The organism is Dysgonomonas mossii DSM 22836 (assembly GCF_000213575.1).
GTDB classification, from domain to species: Bacteria; Bacteroidota; Bacteroidia; order Bacteroidales; family Dysgonomonadaceae; genus Dysgonomonas; species Dysgonomonas mossii.
In genome coordinates this window covers 1-18,869 of record NZ_GL892011.1, presented here as the reverse complement: position 1 = coordinate 18,869, position 18,869 = coordinate 1, and the positions used below count along the sequence as shown (strand labels likewise).

Annotated in this window: 21 protein-coding genes and 2 pseudogenes; 16 read left to right on the top strand and 7 right to left on the bottom strand. The window is 40.0% G+C overall.

What is annotated here, in order from left to right; all coding sequences use genetic code 11:
- Positions 1-2: 2 nt before the first annotated feature.
- The 13 genes from HMPREF9456_RS14770 (at position 3) to HMPREF9456_RS14715 (ending at position 10,420) form a co-directional block, all read left to right on the top strand.
- Entirely contained in the window at positions 3-335 is a 333-nt protein-coding gene (locus HMPREF9456_RS14770; RefSeq protein WP_006844364.1) for a DUF4133 domain-containing protein, read from the top strand.
- Positions 328-2,832, top strand: a complete 2,505-nt coding sequence (locus HMPREF9456_RS14765; protein WP_018075064.1) for a TraG family conjugative transposon ATPase — start codon at positions 328-330, stop codon at positions 2,830-2,832. Before HMPREF9456_RS14770 ends, HMPREF9456_RS14765 begins: the two co-directional genes overlap by 8 nt.
- 71 nt (positions 2,833-2,903) lie before the next feature.
- Positions 2,904-3,140 (top strand): DUF3876 domain-containing protein, encoded by a 237-nt coding sequence (locus HMPREF9456_RS17130; protein ID WP_157182004.1) that lies wholly within the window; start codon positions 2,904-2,906, stop codon positions 3,138-3,140.
- A 38-nt stretch (positions 3,141-3,178) separates the two neighbouring features.
- Positions 3,179-3,799 carry a DUF4141 domain-containing protein gene (locus tag HMPREF9456_RS14760; RefSeq protein ID WP_006844361.1) on the top strand — a complete coding sequence of 207 codons (621 nt, stop codon included), beginning with the start codon at positions 3,179-3,181 and terminating at the stop codon, positions 3,797-3,799.
- Positions 3,800-3,819: 20 nt separating this feature from the next.
- Complete coding sequence (gene traJ / locus HMPREF9456_RS14755; RefSeq protein ID WP_006844360.1) at positions 3,820-4,806, top strand: conjugative transposon protein TraJ; 987 nt, start codon at positions 3,820-3,822, stop codon at positions 4,804-4,806.
- A 45-nt stretch (positions 4,807-4,851) separates the two neighbouring features.
- Entirely contained in the window at positions 4,852-5,475 is a 624-nt protein-coding gene (gene traK / locus HMPREF9456_RS14750; RefSeq protein ID WP_006844359.1) for a conjugative transposon protein TraK, read from the top strand.
- A gap of 3 nt (positions 5,476-5,478) precedes the next feature.
- The gene (locus HMPREF9456_RS14745) at positions 5,479-5,757 is read left to right on the top strand and encodes a TraL conjugative transposon family protein (RefSeq protein WP_006844358.1); all 279 of its coding nucleotides are present in this window, start codon (positions 5,479-5,481) and stop codon (positions 5,755-5,757) included.
- Positions 5,750-7,099 (top strand): conjugative transposon protein TraM, encoded by a 1,350-nt coding sequence (gene traM / locus HMPREF9456_RS14740; RefSeq protein WP_006844357.1) that lies wholly within the window; start codon positions 5,750-5,752, stop codon positions 7,097-7,099. Before HMPREF9456_RS14745 ends, traM begins: the two co-directional genes overlap by 8 nt.
- A 69-nt stretch (positions 7,100-7,168) precedes the next feature.
- Entirely contained in the window at positions 7,169-8,131 is a 963-nt protein-coding gene (gene traN, locus HMPREF9456_RS14735; protein WP_006844356.1) for a conjugative transposon protein TraN, read from the top strand.
- Positions 8,131-8,733: a conjugal transfer protein TraO gene (locus tag HMPREF9456_RS14730; RefSeq protein WP_006844355.1), complete on the top strand. Its 603-nt coding sequence runs from the start codon at positions 8,131-8,133 to the stop codon at positions 8,731-8,733. The genes traN and HMPREF9456_RS14730 overlap by 1 nt, the downstream gene beginning before the upstream one ends.
- Positions 8,734-8,746: 13 nt before the next feature.
- Positions 8,747-9,271 carry a DUF3872 domain-containing protein gene (locus HMPREF9456_RS14725; RefSeq protein ID WP_006844354.1) on the top strand — a complete coding sequence of 175 codons (525 nt, stop codon included), beginning with the start codon at positions 8,747-8,749 and terminating at the stop codon, positions 9,269-9,271.
- A gap of 95 nt (positions 9,272-9,366) precedes the next feature.
- A complete protein-coding gene (locus HMPREF9456_RS14720; protein ID WP_026177125.1) occupies positions 9,367-9,963 on the top strand; it encodes a M23 family metallopeptidase in 597 nt (198 codons plus the stop codon).
- Positions 9,964-9,976: 13 nt separating this feature from the next.
- Complete coding sequence (locus tag HMPREF9456_RS14715) at positions 9,977-10,420, top strand: PH domain-containing protein (protein ID WP_006844352.1); 444 nt, start codon at positions 9,977-9,979, stop codon at positions 10,418-10,420.
- Between the two features lie 401 nt (positions 10,421-10,821).
- On the opposite strand, the pseudogene HMPREF9456_RS17655 reads toward HMPREF9456_RS14715, so the two are convergent.
- Positions 10,822-11,109 (bottom strand): annotated as a pseudogene (locus HMPREF9456_RS17655) (hypothetical protein); the annotation flags it as partial.
- Between the two features lie 437 nt (positions 11,110-11,546).
- Between HMPREF9456_RS17655 and HMPREF9456_RS14705 the strand changes: the two are divergent.
- From HMPREF9456_RS14705 to HMPREF9456_RS14695, 3 genes are all read left to right on the top strand, one after another.
- On the top strand, positions 11,547-12,563 hold the full coding sequence (locus tag HMPREF9456_RS14705; RefSeq protein WP_006844350.1) for an IS110 family RNA-guided transposase: 1,017 nt from the start codon (positions 11,547-11,549) through the stop codon (positions 12,561-12,563).
- A 504-nt stretch (positions 12,564-13,067) separates the two neighbouring features.
- Complete coding sequence (locus HMPREF9456_RS14700) at positions 13,068-15,245, top strand: TonB-dependent receptor (RefSeq protein WP_006844349.1); 2,178 nt, start codon at positions 13,068-13,070, stop codon at positions 15,243-15,245.
- Position 15,246: 1 nt separating this feature from the next.
- Positions 15,247-16,044: a cation diffusion facilitator family transporter gene (locus HMPREF9456_RS14695; RefSeq protein WP_018075067.1), complete on the top strand. Its 798-nt coding sequence runs from the start codon at positions 15,247-15,249 to the stop codon at positions 16,042-16,044.
- 86 nt (positions 16,045-16,130) lie between these two features.
- Here the strand turns inward: HMPREF9456_RS14695 and HMPREF9456_RS14690 are convergent, their stop codons facing one another.
- The 6 genes and pseudogenes from HMPREF9456_RS14690 to HMPREF9456_RS14680 form a co-directional block, all read right to left on the bottom strand.
- On the bottom strand, positions 16,131-16,805 hold the full coding sequence (locus HMPREF9456_RS14690; RefSeq protein ID WP_006844347.1) for a hypothetical protein: 675 nt from the start codon (positions 16,803-16,805) through the stop codon (positions 16,131-16,133).
- An 11-nt stretch (positions 16,806-16,816) separates the two neighbouring features.
- Entirely contained in the window at positions 16,817-17,035 is a 219-nt protein-coding gene (locus HMPREF9456_RS17125) for a DUF3873 family protein (protein WP_006844346.1), read from the bottom strand.
- Positions 17,036-17,047: 12 nt separating this feature from the next.
- Positions 17,048-17,899 carry an SLOG family protein gene (locus HMPREF9456_RS14685; RefSeq protein WP_006844345.1) on the bottom strand — a complete coding sequence of 284 codons (852 nt, stop codon included), beginning with the start codon at positions 17,897-17,899 and terminating at the stop codon, positions 17,048-17,050.
- A gap of 42 nt (positions 17,900-17,941) precedes the next feature.
- Positions 17,942-18,148, bottom strand: coding sequence for a hypothetical protein (locus HMPREF9456_RS17120; RefSeq protein WP_006844344.1), 207 nt, complete (start codon positions 18,146-18,148; stop codon positions 17,942-17,944).
- Positions 18,149-18,172: 24 nt separating this feature from the next.
- Positions 18,173-18,388 (bottom strand): annotated as a pseudogene (locus HMPREF9456_RS17115) (PcfJ domain-containing protein); the annotation flags it as partial.
- Positions 18,389-18,502: 114 nt separating this feature from the next.
- Positions 18,503-18,869 (bottom strand): tyrosine-type recombinase/integrase (locus HMPREF9456_RS14680; RefSeq protein WP_006844343.1); only part of this gene is annotated, 367 nt, incomplete at its 5' end.

Here is an 18,869-nt window from a genome sequence, read left to right as displayed (position 1 = left end):
TTATGGAGTTCAATATTAACAAAGGAATAGGCAAAAGCGTGGAGTTCAAAGGTTTAAAATCACAATACCTTTTCATATTTGCCGCAGGCTTGCTTTCCGTATTCATTGTCTTTGTCATTATGTATATGGCAGGGGTGGATCAATGGGTGTGCATCGGCTTCGGTGTAATCGCTGCATCGGTATTGGTATGGATGACCTTTAACCTGAATGAAAAGTACGGGGAGCATGGCTTAATGAAAGTTATGGCTGTAAAACAGCATCCCCGCTATCTGATAAACAGGAAAACTCCGCACCGCCTGTTCAAACGGAAAAGAAAGGAGGTAGGATATGCGTAATATAATGAAAGCATCTACCATTGAAAACAAGTTCCCCCTGCTGGCTGTCGAACACGATTGCATTATTTCTAAAGATGCAGATATTACAGTAGCCTATTATGTGGAACTGCCGGAACTGTTTACCGTAACCAATGCGGAGTATGAAGCAATACATTCATCCTGGGCGAAAGCGGTAAAAGTCCTTCCTGAATACTGTGTGGTGCATAAGCAGGATTGGTTTGTGCGTGAAACGTATAAACCTGCTACGGATAAGGACGATATGAGTTTCTTATCCCGCAGCTTTGAAAAACATTTCAACGAAAGACCGTTCCTGAATCACTCGTGTTTCCTGTTCCTGACTAAAACGACTAAAGAGCGGATGCGGATGCAGAGCAATTTCTCATCGCTTTGCCGTGGAAACATTATTCCCAAAGAAGTCAATAAGGATACGAGTGTGAAGTTCTTGGAAGCTGTCGGGCAGTTTGAACGGATAATGAATGATAGCGGGTTTATTGCGCTTACCCGTATCACATCGGATGAAATTACAGGAACGGATGAAAAGGCAGGGCTTATCGAAAAGTATTTCGCCTTGTCGTTGGATGATACCACCTGCTTGCAAGATATGGAGCTGGGAGCGGACGGGCTTCGGATAGGAAGTAAACATATTTGTCTGCATACGCTTTCGGATGCGGAAGACCTGCCCGGACGTATCGGTACGGATATGCGGTATGAAAAATTATCAACCGATAGAAGCGATTGCCGTTTGTCGTTCGCTTCTCCGGTAGGATTGCTTCTCTCATGTGACCATATCTATAACCAGTATTTATTTATTGAGGACAGTGCGGAAAACCTGCGAAAGTTTGAAAAGAGTGCCCGTAATATGCAGTCGCTATCAAAGTACAGTCGTGGAAACCAAATAAATAAGGAGTGGATCGACCAGTATTTGAACGAAGCGCATAGCTTCGGGCTGACTTCAATCAGGGCGCATTTCAACGTGATAGCGTGGAGTGATGATGTGGAAGAATTGAAACATATCCGCAATGATGTAGGTAGCCAGTTGGCTCTAATGGAGTGTAAGCCACGCCACAATACGGTGGATGCCGCTACCTTATACTGGGCAGGAATGCCCGGCAATGAAGGGGATTTTCCTGCTGAAGAAGCGTTTTATACGTTCATCGAACCTGCCTTGTGTTTTTTCACGGAAGAAACAAACTACCGTAGTTCACCCAGTCCGTTCGGTATCAAAATGGCGGACAGGGTTTCGGGTAAACCGCTCCATGTAGATATTTCTGACCTGCCCATGAAAAAAGGAATTATTACGAATAGGAATAAATTCATTCTTGGGCCATCGGGAAGCGGAAAGTCTTTTTTTACCAATCACATGGTGCGCCAATACTACGAACAGGGTACGCACATCGTGTTAGTGGACACGGGTAATTCCTATCAGGGATTATGTAACCTGATTAATCGCCGTACAGGAGGTCAGGACGGGGTATATTTTACCTATACCGAACAGAACCCGATTGCGTTTAATCCTTTTTATACGGACGATAATGTCTTCGATATTGAAAAGCGTGAGAGTATAAAAACGCTGATCCTTACCCTGTGGAAAAGGGATAACGAGCCGCCGACACGGGCGGAGGAAGTTGCCCTGTCCAATGCTGTCAGTCAGTATATAGAAAAGCTGAAAGGCAACCGAAAACTGGAACCATCTTTCAACACGTTCTATGAATTTGTCCGGGATGACTATAAAAAGATACTGGAAGAAAAGAAAGTGCGTGAAAAGGACTTCGATATTGCGAACTTCCTGAACGTACTGGAGCCGTATTATCGTGGAGGTGAATATGACTTCCTATTGAACTCTGATAAGCAACTGGATTTATTATCTAAACGTTTCATTGCCTTTGAAATAGATGCCATAAAAGACCACAAAATTCTGTTTCCGGTGGTTACGATTATCATTATGGAAGTTTTCATAAACAAAATGCGCCGGTTACAGGGTATCCGTAAGATGATATTAATTGAAGAGGCATGGAAGGCAATCGCTAAAGAGGGTATGGCAGAGTATATTAAGTACCTTTTTAAGACTGTGAGAAAGTTCTTCGGCGAGGCGATTGTGGTAACCCAAGAGGTGGACGATATTATCGCTTCGCCTATCGTAAAGGAGTCAATTATCAACAATAGTGACTGTAAAATTTTGCTCGACCAACGTAAATACATGAACAAATTTGACAGTATTCAGGCGTTGCTCGGATTGACCGAAAAGGAAAAATCGCAGGTACTCTCTATCAATATGTCCAATGTGCCCAGTCGTAAGTACAAAGAAGTCTGGTTCGGTCTGGGTGGTGTACAATCGGCTGTTTATGCCACAGAAGTTAGTCTGGAAGAATATTACACGTACACAACCGAAGAATCGGAGAAAATGGAAGTGATGCAGCTTGCAGAAAAACTGGACGGAAATATGGAACTGGCGATTAAACAGATTGCAGAAAGCAAGCGGCAGGAGTACGGAGGATAGATGCCATGAAAAGGAAAAACAGTAAGCCACTTTTGGCACCGCAGGTTCATACCCGTTTCCCGATGGGAGAAATGTGCGGGACATGGGTTAGCCTCTGTGGTTCCCCCGGACTTAAAATATTCTATGATGGTAGTCGGTTCCGGTTGCAGTTTATTTACAAACAAGATACGGCGTTTACCGTCCCTTTGTGCCAAAGCTGGGGGATTACCTTTTTCTATTTCTACGGCATGATACGCATTGCCTACGATGATGAGCGGGATATGCTTCTGCTCACCACCGAAGGCGAATACAAAAGGGTGTACGACTAAAGTACACACAATCAATAATCATTTAAAAAGCAAAAAGTATGAAACGAATATTTATGTGCCTGATAGTGGCACTTTCTATGTTCTCTTTTCAAGCAAAAGCGCAATGGACGGTTGTCGATCCGACCAATCTGGTACAGAACGTACGCACTGCGATTCAAGGAACAACAACTGCCACGAATATGATAAAAAATGTACAGGAAAGTGTAAAAATTTATCAGCAGGGAAAAGAGTATTACGATGCCCTGAAATCTGTCCACAATCTGATAAAAGATGCACGTAAGGTGCAGAAAACCATTGCAATGGTCAGCGAAATTACCGACATCTATGTGACCGGATTTAATAAAATGTTAGGTGATCCGAACTTTACCCCGAATGAACTGGCGGCAATTTCAACGGGCTATGCCAGACTACTGGAGGAAGGGGGTGCATTGGTAACGGATTTGAGAAATATTGTTACCGGAAGTAACGGGCTTTCCTTGTCGGACAAAGAACGGATGGATGCGATAGACGATATTCATAATAAGATGTTGGACTATCGTAACCTGACTAAGTATTATACGCAGAAAAGTATTTCCGTGTCTTTCATCCGCGCCAAAGAAAAAGGCGATACGGACAGGGTATTATCTCTTTATGGCAGTCCTGCCGACAGGTATTGGTAATCAAATAAATGTAATCAGTTATGAATTTTGATAACCTACATCAGATTCTTGCGAATCTGTACCAAGACATGATACCTCTTTGCAGCAACATGATTGGAGTTGCAAAGGGGTTGGCAGGACTGGGTGCCTTATTCTATGTGGCATACAGGGTATGGCAGGCATTAAGCCGTGCGGAGCCTATCGACGTGTTTCCGTTGCTTCGTCCATTCGCCATTGGGCTGTGCATTATGTTCTTTCCAACACTGGTTTTAGGAACTATCAATGCGGTTATGAGCCCCATTGTTAAAGGAACTCATAGTATTCTGGAATCCCAGACTATGGATATGAAAGCCTATCAGCAACAAAAAGACAATCTGGAATACGAAGCCCGTGTGCGTGAGGGTAAAGCATGGCTTGTCGATGATGAAGTGTACGACAAGAAAATGAAAGACCTCGGCATCACCGATACGCCCGAAATAATTTGTATGTGGGGAGAAAGGCTTTGGTATGATATTAAGGCATGGTTCCGACAGGTAATCAGGGATTTCTTTGAACTGCTGTTTAATGCTTCCGCATTGGTCATAGATACGATACGAACATTTTTTCTTGTCGTGTTGGCCATACTGGGACCTATTGCGTTTGCCTTTTCCATTTATGACGGTTTTCAGGCAACGCTCACCCAGTGGCTTACACGCTATATAAGTGTCTATCTATGGCTTCCTATTTCCGACATTTTTTCTTCTGTCCTGGCACGCATACAGGTTTTGATGCTTGAACAGGATATAGCCCTCTTGCAAGATCCGAACTATATCCCCGACGGCTCTAATGGTGTGTATATCGTGTTCCTGATTATAGGAATTATCGGGTATTTCACGATACCGACCGTAGCCGGATGGATTATCCAATCAGGCGGAGCGGGTGCATATGGAGGTGCGGTAAACAAAACAGCAAGTAAAGCAGGTGGAATTGCCGGAGGTGTTGCGGGATCAGTAGCCGGGAACGTTGGCGGTCGTCTGCTTGGTAAGTAAGCGGTGAGCCACCGCAGGCAATTAATTCATTAATAACGAAAAATAATGGAATTCAAAAGTTTAAAAAATATTGAAACAAGTTTCAAGCAAATACGGATTATCGCCATTGTGTTTGTCGTGCTGTGTGCAGGGATTACCGGATATGCGGTATGGAACTCGTTCAGCTTTGCAGAAGCACAACGGCAGAAAATCTATGTATTGGATGATGGGAAGTCGCTTATGCTCGCTCTTTCACAGGATTTAAGCCAAAATCGTCCTGTGGAAGCCCGTGAGCATATCAAGCGATTTCACGAACTGTTCTTCACCTTGTCACCGGATAAAAGCGCCATTGAATCAAACATCAACCGGGCACTCTTTCTGGTGGACAAAAGTGCTTTCCGCTATTATCAGGATATGCAGGAAAAAGGTTACTACAACCGCATTGTGTCGGGTAATATCAATCAGATTATTCAGATCGATTCTGTGGCATGTAATCTCGATGTTTATCCCTATAAGGTGATGACCTATTCCCGGCAAATGATAATCAGGGCAAGTAATGTAACGGAGCGAAGCCTTGTTACACGCTGCGACTTGATAAACTCTGTGCGTTCGGACAATAACCCTCATGGTTTCACTATGGAACGCTTTGAAATAATAGAAAACAGGGATTTACGAACAATAGACCGGTAAGCCATGATAAAGAAAAAAATTACAGACGTAAGGGACTGGATGGAAGACGGTCTGCGGTCATTGCTGGGGCAGATAACGCCCGACGGACGGATTATCATAATCCTTGTAATGCTTTTTGTATTTGGCGCCGGTTCCATCTACATGACGGTTTCTTCCATATATAATATGGGAAAGAAAAACGGTCAGGAACAGATGCAGATAGACCATATCAGGCAATTGGAACTGGAGCATCAGCAAAAAGCAGATAGTATAAACCAAATAAACAGATTTGATTATGAGTAAGGAAAATGAAGGTAACGAACCGAAACCGGACGTTACCGAAAAAAAGAAAGAGAGTAAGCCTAAAAAAGAGCTTACCCCGCAGGAGATGCAGAAGCGGAAAAAGATGCTTATCTATCCGTTGTTCGTCTTGCTGTTCATCGGGGCGATGTGGCTCATCTTTGCGCCCTCCGGCGGAAAGGATGAAAAGCAACCCGACGGATTTAACCCTGAACTGCCTATCCCCAAAGACGAAGCTATCGTAGGGGATAAGCGGACGGCTTATGAACAGGAAGCCATGCGGAACAAAGAAGAAAGTAAAAGGCGTAATTTACAGGACTTTGCTTTTTCAATCGGAGAGGATGACGGCCGCAAAGCGCAGGATGAATACGACCGTCAGGCACGTATAGCTCCTGTTACTCCCGATTCTCCGGATAACACCCGAAGTGCGGTTTCTCCTATCCAATCATCAGCCCATGCTTATCAGGATGTAAACCGCCAGTTAAACAGTTGGTATGAACAACCCGCAAGCGGAGCCAATGAACAGCAACTTGCTATGGATCGGCGTATGCAGGAATTGGAACGCAAACTGGAAGAAGCCGAAGCTGCGAAAAGTGCGGAGGATAAACAACTGGAACTGATAGAGAAATCCTACCAGATTGCCGCCAAATACACGCCCAATGCACAGGGGCAGGTATCGACCGATACACATCAGACAGGGGATAACACCATCAATTTGCGTGAAAAAGTTACTCCGAAGCCTGTATCACAGGTGCATCACAATGTGGTTTCCCTTTTGGCGGCTCCGATGGATAATGACGAGTTTCTGGAACAATACAGCAAGCCCCGTAACGTGGGATTTATCACGGCTGCCGGACAGGAAGCCATAACGGAGAAAAACGGTATCAAGGCTTGTGTTTACCAGACCATTAAACTTTCCGACGGAAAAGAAATGCAACTGCGTTTACTGGAGCCGATGAGAGCCGGAAATATCCTGATTCCTGCCAACACTATCCTGACGGGGAGTGCAAAGATTAGTGGGGAGCGGCTTCAAGTCACAATTATATCTATACAGTATGCAGATAATGTGATACCTGTTGAAATGGATGTTTACGATTTGGACGGGTTGCGGGGATTTTCGGCTCCTGGTTCGGATGAAATGAACGCAGCTAAAGAAATTGCAGCTAACATGGGTACGTCGATGGGCAGTAGCATTACCATAACGGACGATGCAGGTTCACAGCTTGCCGCCGACTTGGGACGTAGTGCCATTCAGGGATTATCGCAATATGTCAGTAAAAAAATGCGGAAAGTGGAAGTAACATTGAAAGCTAATCATCAGGTATTACTTCTTCCAAAGGTATAAAACAGGGCATAAGCCACCACTAAAAAATCCAATAGTATTAAGTAATTAACAATTAAAACAATTTTTCGTATGAAACAAATTCTTTTTGTACTCGCTATTATCGGGTGCGTATTCACAGCCAACGCTCAGGATGTTGAAAAACAGAGTGTAGAAAAGCAACAAACAGCAAACATTTCTCCCTCTACCGGAGATTATTTTGACGGTCTGACCAGACCGCTAACCTTTAACCGGATGATACCACCGTATGCACTGGAGGTTACATTCTCAAAAACGGTACATATCATCTTTCCCTCTGCAATCCGTTATGTGGACTTAGGTTCTGCCGACCTGTTGGCGGCCAAAGCGGACGGAGCGGAAAATGTACTGCGTGTAAAAGCTGCCCTCCGGGATTTTTCCAAAGAAAGCAATCTGGCGGTAATAACCGAAGATGGTGCATATTATACGTTCAACATTAAATATGCCGATGAGCCGATTAAACTGTCGGTTGAAATGACCGACTTTATCCATGACGGGGAAGCCGTGAACAGACCGAACAACGCTATGGAGATTTATATGAGGGAGCTGGGTAGCGAATCGCCGTTACTGGTCAAGCTGATTATGAAATCTATCTATAAGAATGATGACAGGGAAATAAAGCATATCGGCTCCAAACGTTTCGGGATTCAATACACACTCAAAGGAATATATACACATAATGGCTTGCTTTATTTCCACATGCAACTAAAGAATAGTTCCAATGTGCCGTTTGATGTAGATTTTATTACGTTCAAAATTGTCGATAAAAAACTGGCGAAACGTACAGCCATTCAGGAACAGGTAATCGTACCGCTCCGGGCACATAATAACCTGACATTGATAGGTGGAAAACGGGCTGAACGTGTGATTTTTACTTTGCCGAAGTTTACGATACCGGATGATAAGCACCTTATCATCGAATTGAATGAAAAAGAGGGTGGACGGCATCAAAGTTTTACAGTTGAAAATGCCGACCTGATAAGAGCGAAAGTTATCAACGAATTAAAAGTGAAATAATGAAACGGGATACGTTTTATTACGCGTTTGTATTGTGCTTTGCCCTGATATTATGCTTTGGCATATCGGGCAAAGTGCAAGCACAACGCTGTTTACCCGGTATGCAAGGCATACAGGTAACAGGTGGAATGGTGGATGGTTTCCACTCTTCAGACAAAAAAAATGAACTGGGCTATTACTTTGGGCTGTCGATGGCCACCTATACCAAACATGCAAATAAGTGGGTATTCGGTGCCGAGTTTCTGAATAAATATTACCCGTACAAAGATGACAGGATACCTGTCAGCCAGTTTACCGGAGAGGGTGGTTATTACCTGAAATTCCTTTCCGATCATAATAAAGTAGTCCTTTTTTCTTTGGGTGCTTCGGCTCTTGCCGGGTATGAAACGAGCAACTGGGGAGAGAAAACTCTCTTTGACGGCTCCACACTCCGGAACAAAGACCGGTTCATCTACGGGGGTGCTATTACGTTGGAAATGGAAACGTATCTGTCCGACCGTGTTGTGTTGCTCCTGACTGCCCGTGAAAGGGTGTTATGGGGTACATCATCGGGGCATTTTCATTTCCAGTATGGATTGGGAATCAAATTTATAATCAATTAAAATAGAAATTACAATGAAAAAATTCTTAGCATATTTTTTATACACGCTATTGCTATCGGCAATAGTCTGTGCCTGTAGTGACGATTTGGATGTTCAGCAGGCTTATTCATTTGATCTTGTTACTATGCCCGTCCAGAAAAAAATCGTTCAGGGCGAGAGTGCGGAAATTCGGTGCCAACTGGTAAAGGAAGGCGACTACGAGCAGGCACAGTTCTTTATCAGGTATTTCCAAAGTGATGGGAAAGGTCAATTACGAAATGATGAAGGCACGGTATTTCTACCGAATGACCTGTACCCGTTGAATAAAACGACATTCCGACTTTACTATACATCACACAGCACGGATCAGCAAGTTATCGATGTATATGTAGAAGATTCATTCGGTCAGGTGGTTCAAAAAACATTCAGTTGGCAGAATGATAGGGGGGATGATGACGAGGAAAAAGAAGATTTACAAAAAGTATCAGTCTATGATTTTATGCAGTTTTATAGGGTTAAACGTCCTTTGCTGGCTATGTATAGCCCGGTCGTTGAATAATGCCCCGACAGACGTAGAGCTGTGGGGAGAGGAAATTGAATAAATAAGCAAGTACCCGGATTATTTCGGGTACTTACTGTATTTACAGATTGATTATGAAATACCTAATAATGTTCTTTACCGTTTTGCTGCATTTGCCCGTATCAGGGCAGCCGTTTGATTCTGTAAACAGAAAATCGGAAATAGAAGAATGTACGAAACCTGTCTATTCTATAAATGAGTTCTGGCGGATAGCGGATTCTTTGCAAATGTCTATTGATGAGTTATCCGACTATCCGGTAATTTTTCCGATTAAGAAACCGCTGCGTATTTCATCGGGGTTTGGAAATCGTAGTCATCCTATTTATAAAAGACGAAAATTTCATACTGGGATTGATATTCCTAAAACAAAAGGTACTCCTGTATATGCTACTGGCAACGGGGTCGTAGTTCGTAAAGGTTTTTGTTCGGGATATGGAAACTACATTGAGGTTGAACACGCAGGAAATTTTCGTTCATTCTATGCCCATTTAAGCAGAACGATGGTTAATACAGGCGATTCGGTAAGTATAACACAACAAATTGCCTGTGTAGGCAACACGGGAATATCGACAGGTAGCCATTTGCACTATGAGATCAGGAAAGGTAAACGCTTCCTGAATCCGACAGGATGGTGCAGTTGCCTGTTTAAAATATTGAAAAACAAATCATAAACGAAAAAATAATATGAGATTTCTTACTACATATTTACAACCCGGAGAAGAAATAATGTACAGGGCGAGAATACATATATTTCTATTCCTGCAACCTGCTATATTATTGGCTATCGGATTTATGTGTTATTTTGATGAAGTCCGAATAACACAGTATTTAGGGATAACGTTGCTATTCTTGGGGTTAGTTTCCCTTGTGCAGCGTGTTTTGGTTAAGGTTGGTTCAATTTACGCCGTTACTAATAAACGTGTAATTTTGAAAACAGGTGTAATAAGCCGCAGGACGGTCGAGCTGGTACTGGCAAAATGCGAAGGTGTTCAGGTAGTACAGAGTGTCGCAGGTCGTATCTTTGGATATGGCTCTATTGTAGTTACCACCGGATGGGCTACAAACTGCTATTATTATGTTTCCAGCCCGTTTCGCTTCAAAAGGGAGGTTAATTTACAGATTGGTTAATGATAAAATCCGCCAACAGGCGGATTTTATTCAGTTTCTATTATATTCTCTTGTATCCTTCGCACAACAAGTTCTTCTCCCTGTACAACTTCGTACTTATCTAATTTTTCATAGATTGCCCTTAATGTATTACAGCCATAACGACGTGGCTTATATCTGGGATGTATATTTTTTAGAATAAATCCCAACTGTGAAAACGTAACGTTTTCTTTTTCATAAAAATCAAAAGCCTCATCAAAAATGTGAGCTTCCTTTAGAAGAATAGAATCCGGACTTTCTCCACCCTCTAATTTAACTTTGACTTTGGGCTTCTCGTTATACAGTTTAAGTTTTGCCGAAAGGGAAGCTGGTTTTGCTGAATTTTCTATTTCTTTACTATCATCTTTGACTAAAATGATATTTTCTTGACGACTAGCTTTTTCTTTTTTCTTCTTTTCCTTTTTGGCTTTATCATCAGCGATGATTTCTTTCAGGGAACGGATGGTTGCCGGTTCTTCCCGTTTGAAACGTTTGTAATATATTTCTTCGATAAACTGGGGCAATGGAGCTTTCCATGTTTCCTGTTTATGATTATCTATTTTTCCTAATTTATCGGGGTTCAGTCCCAACTCACGAGCCATTTGGACATGCTTGTCTGACAATTTATGTTTTTTCTGGGCAACTACCCATTTTTCTATTTTTACAGCCATACGATTGAGATTTCAATACAAAGATACCTATTTGCTCAAATGTATGAAAACAAATAGGTTCAAAAGGCTTTTTGTTACTTTTTCTTCCCGTAAAGCTATTAAAGTCATGGAAAACCTTAGGTTTGCATTGTAATTATTTTATAAACTATAATGAGTGAACCATATGGAAAAAGAGAAATGTAAAGTCTATGTTACTATTTGGAACTCATTTTATTCATTTAATTTCAAGAACATTTAATGATTTACGTTATTAATTAAAAAGAAAGGAAAATAACAAGTAAATCAACATGGAAAGTAGGAATAACTTATGTTACTATTACGAACTTGTTATTTGTCTTGGATTAGACCTATATAAGAATTTAATCTGAAAGATATTTAAGGTTTTTAGGATATATTCAAGTGCCTTTCCAAATTATAAATCATTAAATCACTTTATCATGAAAGACTCTTATTTTATTGGAATTGATGTGAGTAAGAAAAACTTGGATTGTTGTGTGTTGAAGAATGGCTCTGTGGTCAAACAAGATGTTATTCCAAATCATCAAAAGAGTATCGAAAACTATTTATCTATAATTTGTGTGGAACAAAATATAGATGCGGAACAAATAGTAATATGTGCTGAATTTACAGGATTATATATTTATCCTTTAGCAATCTCTTGTCAAGTTGGAAACTATAAACTTTGGTTAGAAGACCCTACCCAAATAAAATACAGTTCCGGATTACAACGAGGGAAAAATGATCCGGTAGATGCTAAACGAATCGCTTTGTATGCGTATCGTTATGTAGATAAACTTAAAATATATAATCACCCGACAATAAGTATAGAATCAATAAAGCTATTATCAACAGAATTAAATATGCTATGTGTTGATAGAGCCAAATACCAAGCTCAATTATCAGATCAAAAGGAATATATGCCTGATTATGTCTATAAGTTGAAGTTAAAGAGATTATCCCTGCTTATTAAAGAATTGGATAAAGCAATATCTAATATTGAAGCGGAAATTGAGAGTATTGCAGCAAAAGATGCTTTGTTGTCTCATCAGATGAAATTATTATTGAGTATTGAAGGAATAGGAAAAAAGACTTCTTTAAAAATGATATTGGAAACACAAGCCTTTACGCGATTTACCGATAGTCGCAAATTTTGTTGTCATGCGGGTGTTGCGCCATTTAGTTACTCATCAGGAAGTAGTCAGTTCTCTAAAAATCGGGTTTCCCAAAGAGCAAATAAGAGTATAAAATCTCTACTTCATTTAGCTGCCTTATCTGCTATTCAAAATAAAAATAGTGGATTAAGGGCGTACTACGATAGAAAAGTTGGCGAAGGCAAAAATAAAATGTCGGTATTAAATGCTATCAGAGCTAAGCTTGTAGCTCGGATGTTTGCTGTAATAAAGAATGACAATCATTACATATTTAATTATAATAATCAATATTCCAATCAGTAACGTGGTGTCTGATTATAAAAATATTAAATTCCTGACTATTTGTTAATATGATTTTCTTACCTTTGCCACATGAAATATTTATCCCTCATATTATCCATATATGTATTACTGCTATCAGTAATGCCTTGTTGTTTAGAGGATAAATGTTTATCTATATATGCTGAAATAAGCAATGATATAGGCAATAGTTGTGATGATTGCACCGATAATAGTTGCTGTTCTCCTTTTCTACATTGTAATACTTGTTACGGATTCCCGGAAGCTCGTTTTTATAATCCAATAGTTATAACTTTAGGCTCAACATCTGATTGCGAATCAGAATATATATTAAGAAATAATCTTCCTGATTTTAAATCTTCAATCTGGCAACCGCCAAAAGCATAAATCAACTTTTAATTTTACAGGACATTTAGAATATGCCCTGCGTTTTTTGCGATAATACATTATTTGTAGTATCGTAACTCCTATATCATTTCAAATTGAAGATTAAAAAGAAGAATAAAAATGAAAACAAAAATTATACTGATGTTATTTTTAGCATTCAGCTTTTCCAATATTTTCGCACAAAACACACTTAGAGTCAAATTAATAGATTGTGATAGCAAAGAGATATTAATAGGTGCTAATATTGTGCTACAAAACACAACGAACGGTACATCTTCCGATACCGAAGGTTTGGCGGTTCTCTCCAATATTCCTGATGGAAAACATAAGTTTGAAATTACTTATGTGGGATATGAAAAAACCATCAAAGAGTTTACATTCCCTTTGGCTTCGGATGAAGTTATTGTTATCAGGGTTGAAGCGGACGAAGAAACATTGCAGGAAATAGTTGTTTCTTCGACAAGGGGAACACGTACTTTTAAAGATATTCCTACACGCATTGAATTTATAAATGCCGAAGAATTAGGCGAAAAAGGGGTTATGAAACCCGGAGATATCCGTATGCTTCTGAATGAAAGCACGGGTATTATGACGCAACAAACATCTGCCATATCGGGTAATTCATCTATCCGTATTCAGGGCTTGGACGGTAGATACACCCAAATATTAAAAGACGGTTTTCCTGTATTTTCGGGTGCAGCAAGCGGATTAGGCTTATTACAGACACCGCCTCTCGATTTAAAGCAGGTTGAAATTATAAAAGGTTCTTCTTCTACCTTATACGGTGGCGGTGCGATTGCGGGTTTGGTAAACCTTATATCGAAAACACCTGAAAAAGAAAGGGATTTTTCAATACACCTGAACGGGACAACAGGCAAAGGACTTGATGTAAACAGCTTTTTCGGTCAGAAATTCAATAAAGTAGGTACTACCGTATTTGCATCGTATAACCGTAACTGGGCTTATGACCCGTCAGATGTAGGCTTTACAGCAATACCAAAATTCGATAGGTTTGTATTGAATCCAAAACTATTCTTATACCTGTCTGAAAATACAGACTTAAATTTCGGTATAAACTCCATGATAGAAACCCGTTTAGGTGGTGATATGGGATATTTAAAAGATAAAGGGGATGAAGAACATTCTTATTTTGAAAGAAACAAGACACAGAGGCATTCAAGCCAACTTACATTTGAACACCGTTTTGATAAACAAAACAGATTGAATGTAAAAAACAGTGTAACCTATTTCAGCCGTAAGATTGAGATTCCCGATTTTAAATTTGACGGAGAGCAGCTATCGTCTTTCTCGGAAGTATCCTATATACATACGAAAGAAAAGACAGAATGGGTAGCCGGTGCAAATATATGGACGGATAAATTTACCGAAAGGAAACTGACCGATTTTCCTTTGCGAGACTACAATATGACTACTTTAGGCTTATTTGTACAAAACAATACGAAAATAACGGACTGGATGAACCTTGAAACCGGATTGCGTACCGACTATGTTACCGATTACGGTTTTGCAGTACTGCCCCGTATATCGTCACATTTCAAAATAACGGATAAATTTTCATCCCGTGTAGGTGGCGGATTCGGATATAAAGCACCTACCATTTTTTCGGAAGATAGCGAACGCATACAGTTTCAGAATGTCTTGCCGATAGATGATGATAATAACAAACTGGAAAGAAGCTACGGGGCAAATGTGGATTTCACTTATAAAACAGGTTTGTTTGACGACCAAGTATATTTAAGTATAAACCAGTTATTCTTTTATACTTGCCTGAAAAATCCGCTTGAACTGCAAGCTGCGGATAATAACCGTTGGCAGTTTAACAACATAGACGGTCATGTGGACAGCAAAGGGGCTGAAACCAATATGAAAATAAAATATAAGGACTTTGGTTTATTTCTCGGATATACCTATACGGATGCTAAAGTTAAGGAAGACGGCAGAAGCTATCAGAAAACCCTTACACCGAAACATAAAATCAATTCTGTATTAATGTATGAGGTGGAAGATAAATGGAAAATCGGATTAGAAGCCTACTATACAGGAAAACAAAACTTGAATGACGGAAAAAAGGGAAAAGATTACCTTATCTGCGGATTAATGATGCAACGGATTTGGGAAAGATTCTCAATATATGCTAACTTTGAGAACTTTACCGACAGACGGCAGACAAGGTTCGACACCATTCATACAGGTTCGATGACTAAGCCCGAATTCCGGGATATTTACGCACCATTGGACGGTTTTGTTCTGAATGCCGGGATAATATTTAAATTGTAAAATGAATAAATCAATTTTTAAAATTGAACAAATGGATTGTCCGAGTGAGGAAAACCTCATTCGGATGAAACTTCAAAACGTAGAGGGTATTGCCAAACAGGAATTTGACCTGAAAGGCAGGGTATTGACTGTTTACCATACAGGCGACTATCAAATAATCGAACAACAGCTTGCTACCTTGAATCTCGGTTCACGCTTTATTGAAAGTGCTGAAATGACAGGCGAATTTAAGGCAGAGGAAGATAGTAAACAGCGTAAAGTCCTTTGGATTGTGTTGGCTATTAACTTCAGTTTTTTCCTGATTGAAATGTCAACGGGTATCATATCCAAATCAATGGGATTGGTTGCGGATAGTCTTGATATGCTTGCCGATGCTTTTGTATATGGATTAAGCTTGTTTGCGGTAGGTGCAGCCGTAAGCCGTAAAAAGCGGGTTGCCATGATTTGCGGATATTTCCAGATATTTTTGGCTGCAATCGGTTTTATAGAGGTAATCAGGCGGTTTACAGGTGCAGAAGAAATGCCTGTCTTTCAAACGATGATAGGTGTATCCATACTTGCTTTGATTGCCAATGTCATTTGTTTGCTTTTACTTCAAAGGACAAAAAGCAAAGATGCCCATATACAGGCAAGTATCATTTTTTCATCTAATGATGTGATTATAAATGCAGGGGTAATTCTTGCAGGATTCTTGGTATGGCAATTAAATAATCAGATACCAGACCTTATTATCGGTAGTATCGTCTTTCTTATTGTTATCAGAGGGGCAATAAGGATATTAAAACTTGCGAAGAATTAATTCTTCGCAAGTTTTAATATTTTCTTCAAAATAATTTGGAAATCTCATAAGAATAGTAACGGGCGTTTCCGCCCGTATTATCATATCTACTCATTTTTGAAGTTCGGGAAAACATACCAACTATCCCGATAGCGGTCGCCAATCAGGTTAAAAGTACCTGATAATCCGCTATTATCCGCGTGTTTCTTGGCTTCCATGATAGAGGCAAACTCGCCTAATTTCTTGAATCCTATAAATAATTTATACATGGTGCTGTTCTGTTTATGCTTGATGACTTCTGCCTGTAAAATGGCATACGCTTCATTATAATTCTTCTTTTTTTGCTCCAATTTGGATTTAGATTTGAGTAACTTCTCATCCGTATCTATATTAAAAAATAGGTCGTTGTGTGTCATATAGTCGGTATATTTGGCGATTGCCCTCTCTACCTTAGTTATCTGTGCCTTTGCCGAAGTTACTTTGCCTAACAAAAAATCAAAACCCGTCTGCAAGCCCGTCCGCTTGTCGTATGCACAGTGATATACCCAAATATGCTTACGGGGATATTTGCATACTAACTTTGCCCTGCGCCATTCGATTACCCACCGCCAACGGTCTAACATGGCACGGGGTATGTCGATTATATGTAGTATTTCACGGTTTCTATCCTCGTCCCTTATTTCAAAGGTTATATATACCCAATGTTCTATTTTGAGTTCCCGTTCCGCTTTTGCAAGGTCTTTCGCATCTTGCATCCAATCGTCCATTTTTTCCTGTGCCATGATGTTGGGTATTAGTTGTTATTACTTTTCTTAGTTAGCCATTCATCCCGACGGGTACGGCATTCCTCCAAAGTCGGTGCGACTATTGAAAATAACTCCCCGTCTGTGTGCCTGTAATCGTACTGATAGAATGTCTGTTTCGGGCGGTGTGCAAAACGAAACGTTGTATAGTTCTCTTTTCCCTGTCCGCATACGGAACAGCCGTTGTGATTGATTGAATTTGTTTTCATATCCGTATATATTTATTCTGTTATAAAATCGTAGCTTACTATTCTGTCCTCAATATTATCATACAAGTTATTAAAACTGTCCTGATACTTTTCTAAGAATGAGCCGTGCCTGTCGCACATTTTTTCACGGGGCATACTATATTCCTTTTCCAGTGCGATGTCTGCCAATTCGCATATAATCTCCATTAACAGGCTGTTGGCATCATCTTCCTGTAATTCGATTTTACCCGTTTGGTACTGGTAGTATTGATGAATGTTGCTTCTGTCTGATTCGTGTAGCTGTTCCCAAAATAAGGATTGTTCCGTTTCGGTAGAATAGCCTGAAAACAGGTCTTTTTCTTCACTTGTGGCACTATTCCACCATTCGTTAGCCCGTTGGTAGTCCATCAGGTTAATGACTGCTATATTCTTGGACTTAGCCCGATTTACGGTGTAATATGTACCGCCTTTGCTTTCTCCGTCAAAATAGCTAATTAGGAATGCGGAGTTATCTACCAGATAATCATTACGGCGGTGAAAGCATCCTTTATAATATCGGTCGGTAATCAATATGGATTCATCGCATTGCTGAAAAATGATTCCATACCGTTTTTTATCTTCATCGGAAAACCTTAAAGCCTGTCCCGAAAAGGGAATGACACATATCAGCTTTATGTCGGTATGAAGATTTTTTATCTTCAAAACGGCTTCTGCCGTCAGAAGGTCAAAACCTTCTGCCATACCTGTCATAAAGTGCCTGTACCCCTGCATATAAAAGGCTGTGATTGTCTTTTCTGCCTGTTTGGCAAGACTATCCATATCCATAGTAATACGATTGCTTCTATGTCCTGAAAATGCGATTGTTATTGATTTATCTTGTTTCATATTCTTTTTTGTTGTGGGCGGATTGCTCCGCCCTATGATTTATTAGCGTTCTACAATCTCTAAATTTTGGTTTTTTAAGAATTTTCTGCCACATTCGCAAATGATATGTGTGTCAGTTATGCGAGTGATAACTCGTGTGATACTCTCGTGGCAGATGTACGGTTTTCCGTCAAAATATCCGTTTTCTAAGTCGCCCGAAATGTGGCAATACTTCCCAATTAAATTTTCGTTTACTTCTGTTGCTTTCATATTGTTTACTGTTTAAAATTGATTTTATGCTGCTAATCTGCTTTCTATGAGAGGTATATTGTTCTCTACAAGGTTGATAATTTGATTGTGGTATTTTGTATTCTTGTTGCATACCCCCCTCGATTGGATAACCTGCAATTTTGAAAGGGATATTTCGATGGTTTCTATTTTTTTGCCGTCAATACAGGCAGAGAGTATCAGGGAATCTGTTTTTGAATAGTAACCGCCTACACAATGATGCTTATGTAAAGTGATGCATAAGCATCATTATGCTCAGTATACAGTTATGCACAGTGTTACTTATAATATATTCAAACTAAAAGCTATATATGCAAGACACTGTGCATAATATTTTTAAAACCTTTTCAAAAAATTAATAAGATTGTCATTTTTATTCCAATCGAGGAAGTCACAATCAGGAATATTATCGGGAAAAGATTCTTCAAGAAGTTTGCGTTTGGCTTCGATGTCCAATGTCGCGTAGATCTCTGTTGTTTGCACAGAAACATGACCAAGCCAGTCTCTAATTACAACCATAGTATAGCCAGCTTGAAGCAGGTGCATTGCTTTGCTATGTCTGAGAATATGTGGAGTAATTTTCTCTGGCATATTCTTGTCTTTAACCATATGTGCATATTTTCTCAAAATATGAGTGATTCCGCCTCTGCTTAATGCTTGCCGCCGCTGGTTATAGAATAACGGGTGATCTAATTTATGTGTG

Excerpts from the sequence above, each read along its gene's own strand:
- HMPREF9456_RS14705 (WP_006844350.1), top strand. The coding sequence starts at position 11,547 with ATGAAAGACTCTTATTTTATTGGAATTGATGTGAGTAAGAAAAACTTG.
- HMPREF9456_RS14725 (WP_006844354.1), top strand. The coding sequence starts at position 8,747 with ATGAAAAAATTCTTAGCATATTTTTTATACACGCTATTGCTATCGGCA.
- HMPREF9456_RS17125 (WP_006844346.1), bottom strand. The coding sequence starts at position 17,035 with ATGAAAACAAATTCAATCAATCACAACGGCTGTTCCGTATGCGGACAG.
- HMPREF9456_RS14770 (WP_006844364.1), top strand. The coding sequence starts at position 3 with ATGGAGTTCAATATTAACAAAGGAATAGGCAAAAGCGTGGAGTTCAAA.
- HMPREF9456_RS14765 (WP_018075064.1), top strand. The coding sequence starts at position 328 with ATGCGTAATATAATGAAAGCATCTACCATTGAAAACAAGTTCCCCCTG.
- traM (WP_006844357.1), top strand. The coding sequence starts at position 5,750 with ATGAGTAAGGAAAATGAAGGTAACGAACCGAAACCGGACGTTACCGAA.
- HMPREF9456_RS14685 (WP_006844345.1), bottom strand. The coding sequence starts at position 17,899 with ATGAAACAAGATAAATCAATAACAATCGCATTTTCAGGACATAGAAGC.
- HMPREF9456_RS14695 (WP_018075067.1), top strand. The coding sequence starts at position 15,247 with ATGAATAAATCAATTTTTAAAATTGAACAAATGGATTGTCCGAGTGAG.
- HMPREF9456_RS17130 (WP_157182004.1), top strand. The coding sequence starts at position 2,904 with ATGTGCGGGACATGGGTTAGCCTCTGTGGTTCCCCCGGACTTAAAATA.
- traN (WP_006844356.1), top strand. The coding sequence starts at position 7,169 with ATGAAACAAATTCTTTTTGTACTCGCTATTATCGGGTGCGTATTCACA.
- traJ (WP_006844360.1), top strand. The coding sequence starts at position 3,820 with ATGAATTTTGATAACCTACATCAGATTCTTGCGAATCTGTACCAAGAC.
- HMPREF9456_RS14730 (WP_006844355.1), top strand. The coding sequence starts at position 8,131 with ATGAAACGGGATACGTTTTATTACGCGTTTGTATTGTGCTTTGCCCTG.
- HMPREF9456_RS14720 (WP_026177125.1), top strand. The coding sequence starts at position 9,367 with ATGAAATACCTAATAATGTTCTTTACCGTTTTGCTGCATTTGCCCGTA.
- HMPREF9456_RS14715 (WP_006844352.1), top strand. The coding sequence starts at position 9,977 with ATGAGATTTCTTACTACATATTTACAACCCGGAGAAGAAATAATGTAC.
- HMPREF9456_RS14745 (WP_006844358.1), top strand. The coding sequence starts at position 5,479 with ATGATAAAGAAAAAAATTACAGACGTAAGGGACTGGATGGAAGACGGT.
- HMPREF9456_RS17120 (WP_006844344.1), bottom strand. The coding sequence starts at position 18,148 with ATGAAAGCAACAGAAGTAAACGAAAATTTAATTGGGAAGTATTGCCAC.
- HMPREF9456_RS14690 (WP_006844347.1), bottom strand. The coding sequence starts at position 16,805 with ATGGCACAGGAAAAAATGGACGATTGGATGCAAGATGCGAAAGACCTT.
- HMPREF9456_RS14700 (WP_006844349.1), top strand. The coding sequence starts at position 13,068 with ATGAAAACAAAAATTATACTGATGTTATTTTTAGCATTCAGCTTTTCC.
- traK (WP_006844359.1), top strand. The coding sequence starts at position 4,852 with ATGGAATTCAAAAGTTTAAAAAATATTGAAACAAGTTTCAAGCAAATA.
- HMPREF9456_RS14760 (WP_006844361.1), top strand. The coding sequence starts at position 3,179 with ATGAAACGAATATTTATGTGCCTGATAGTGGCACTTTCTATGTTCTCT.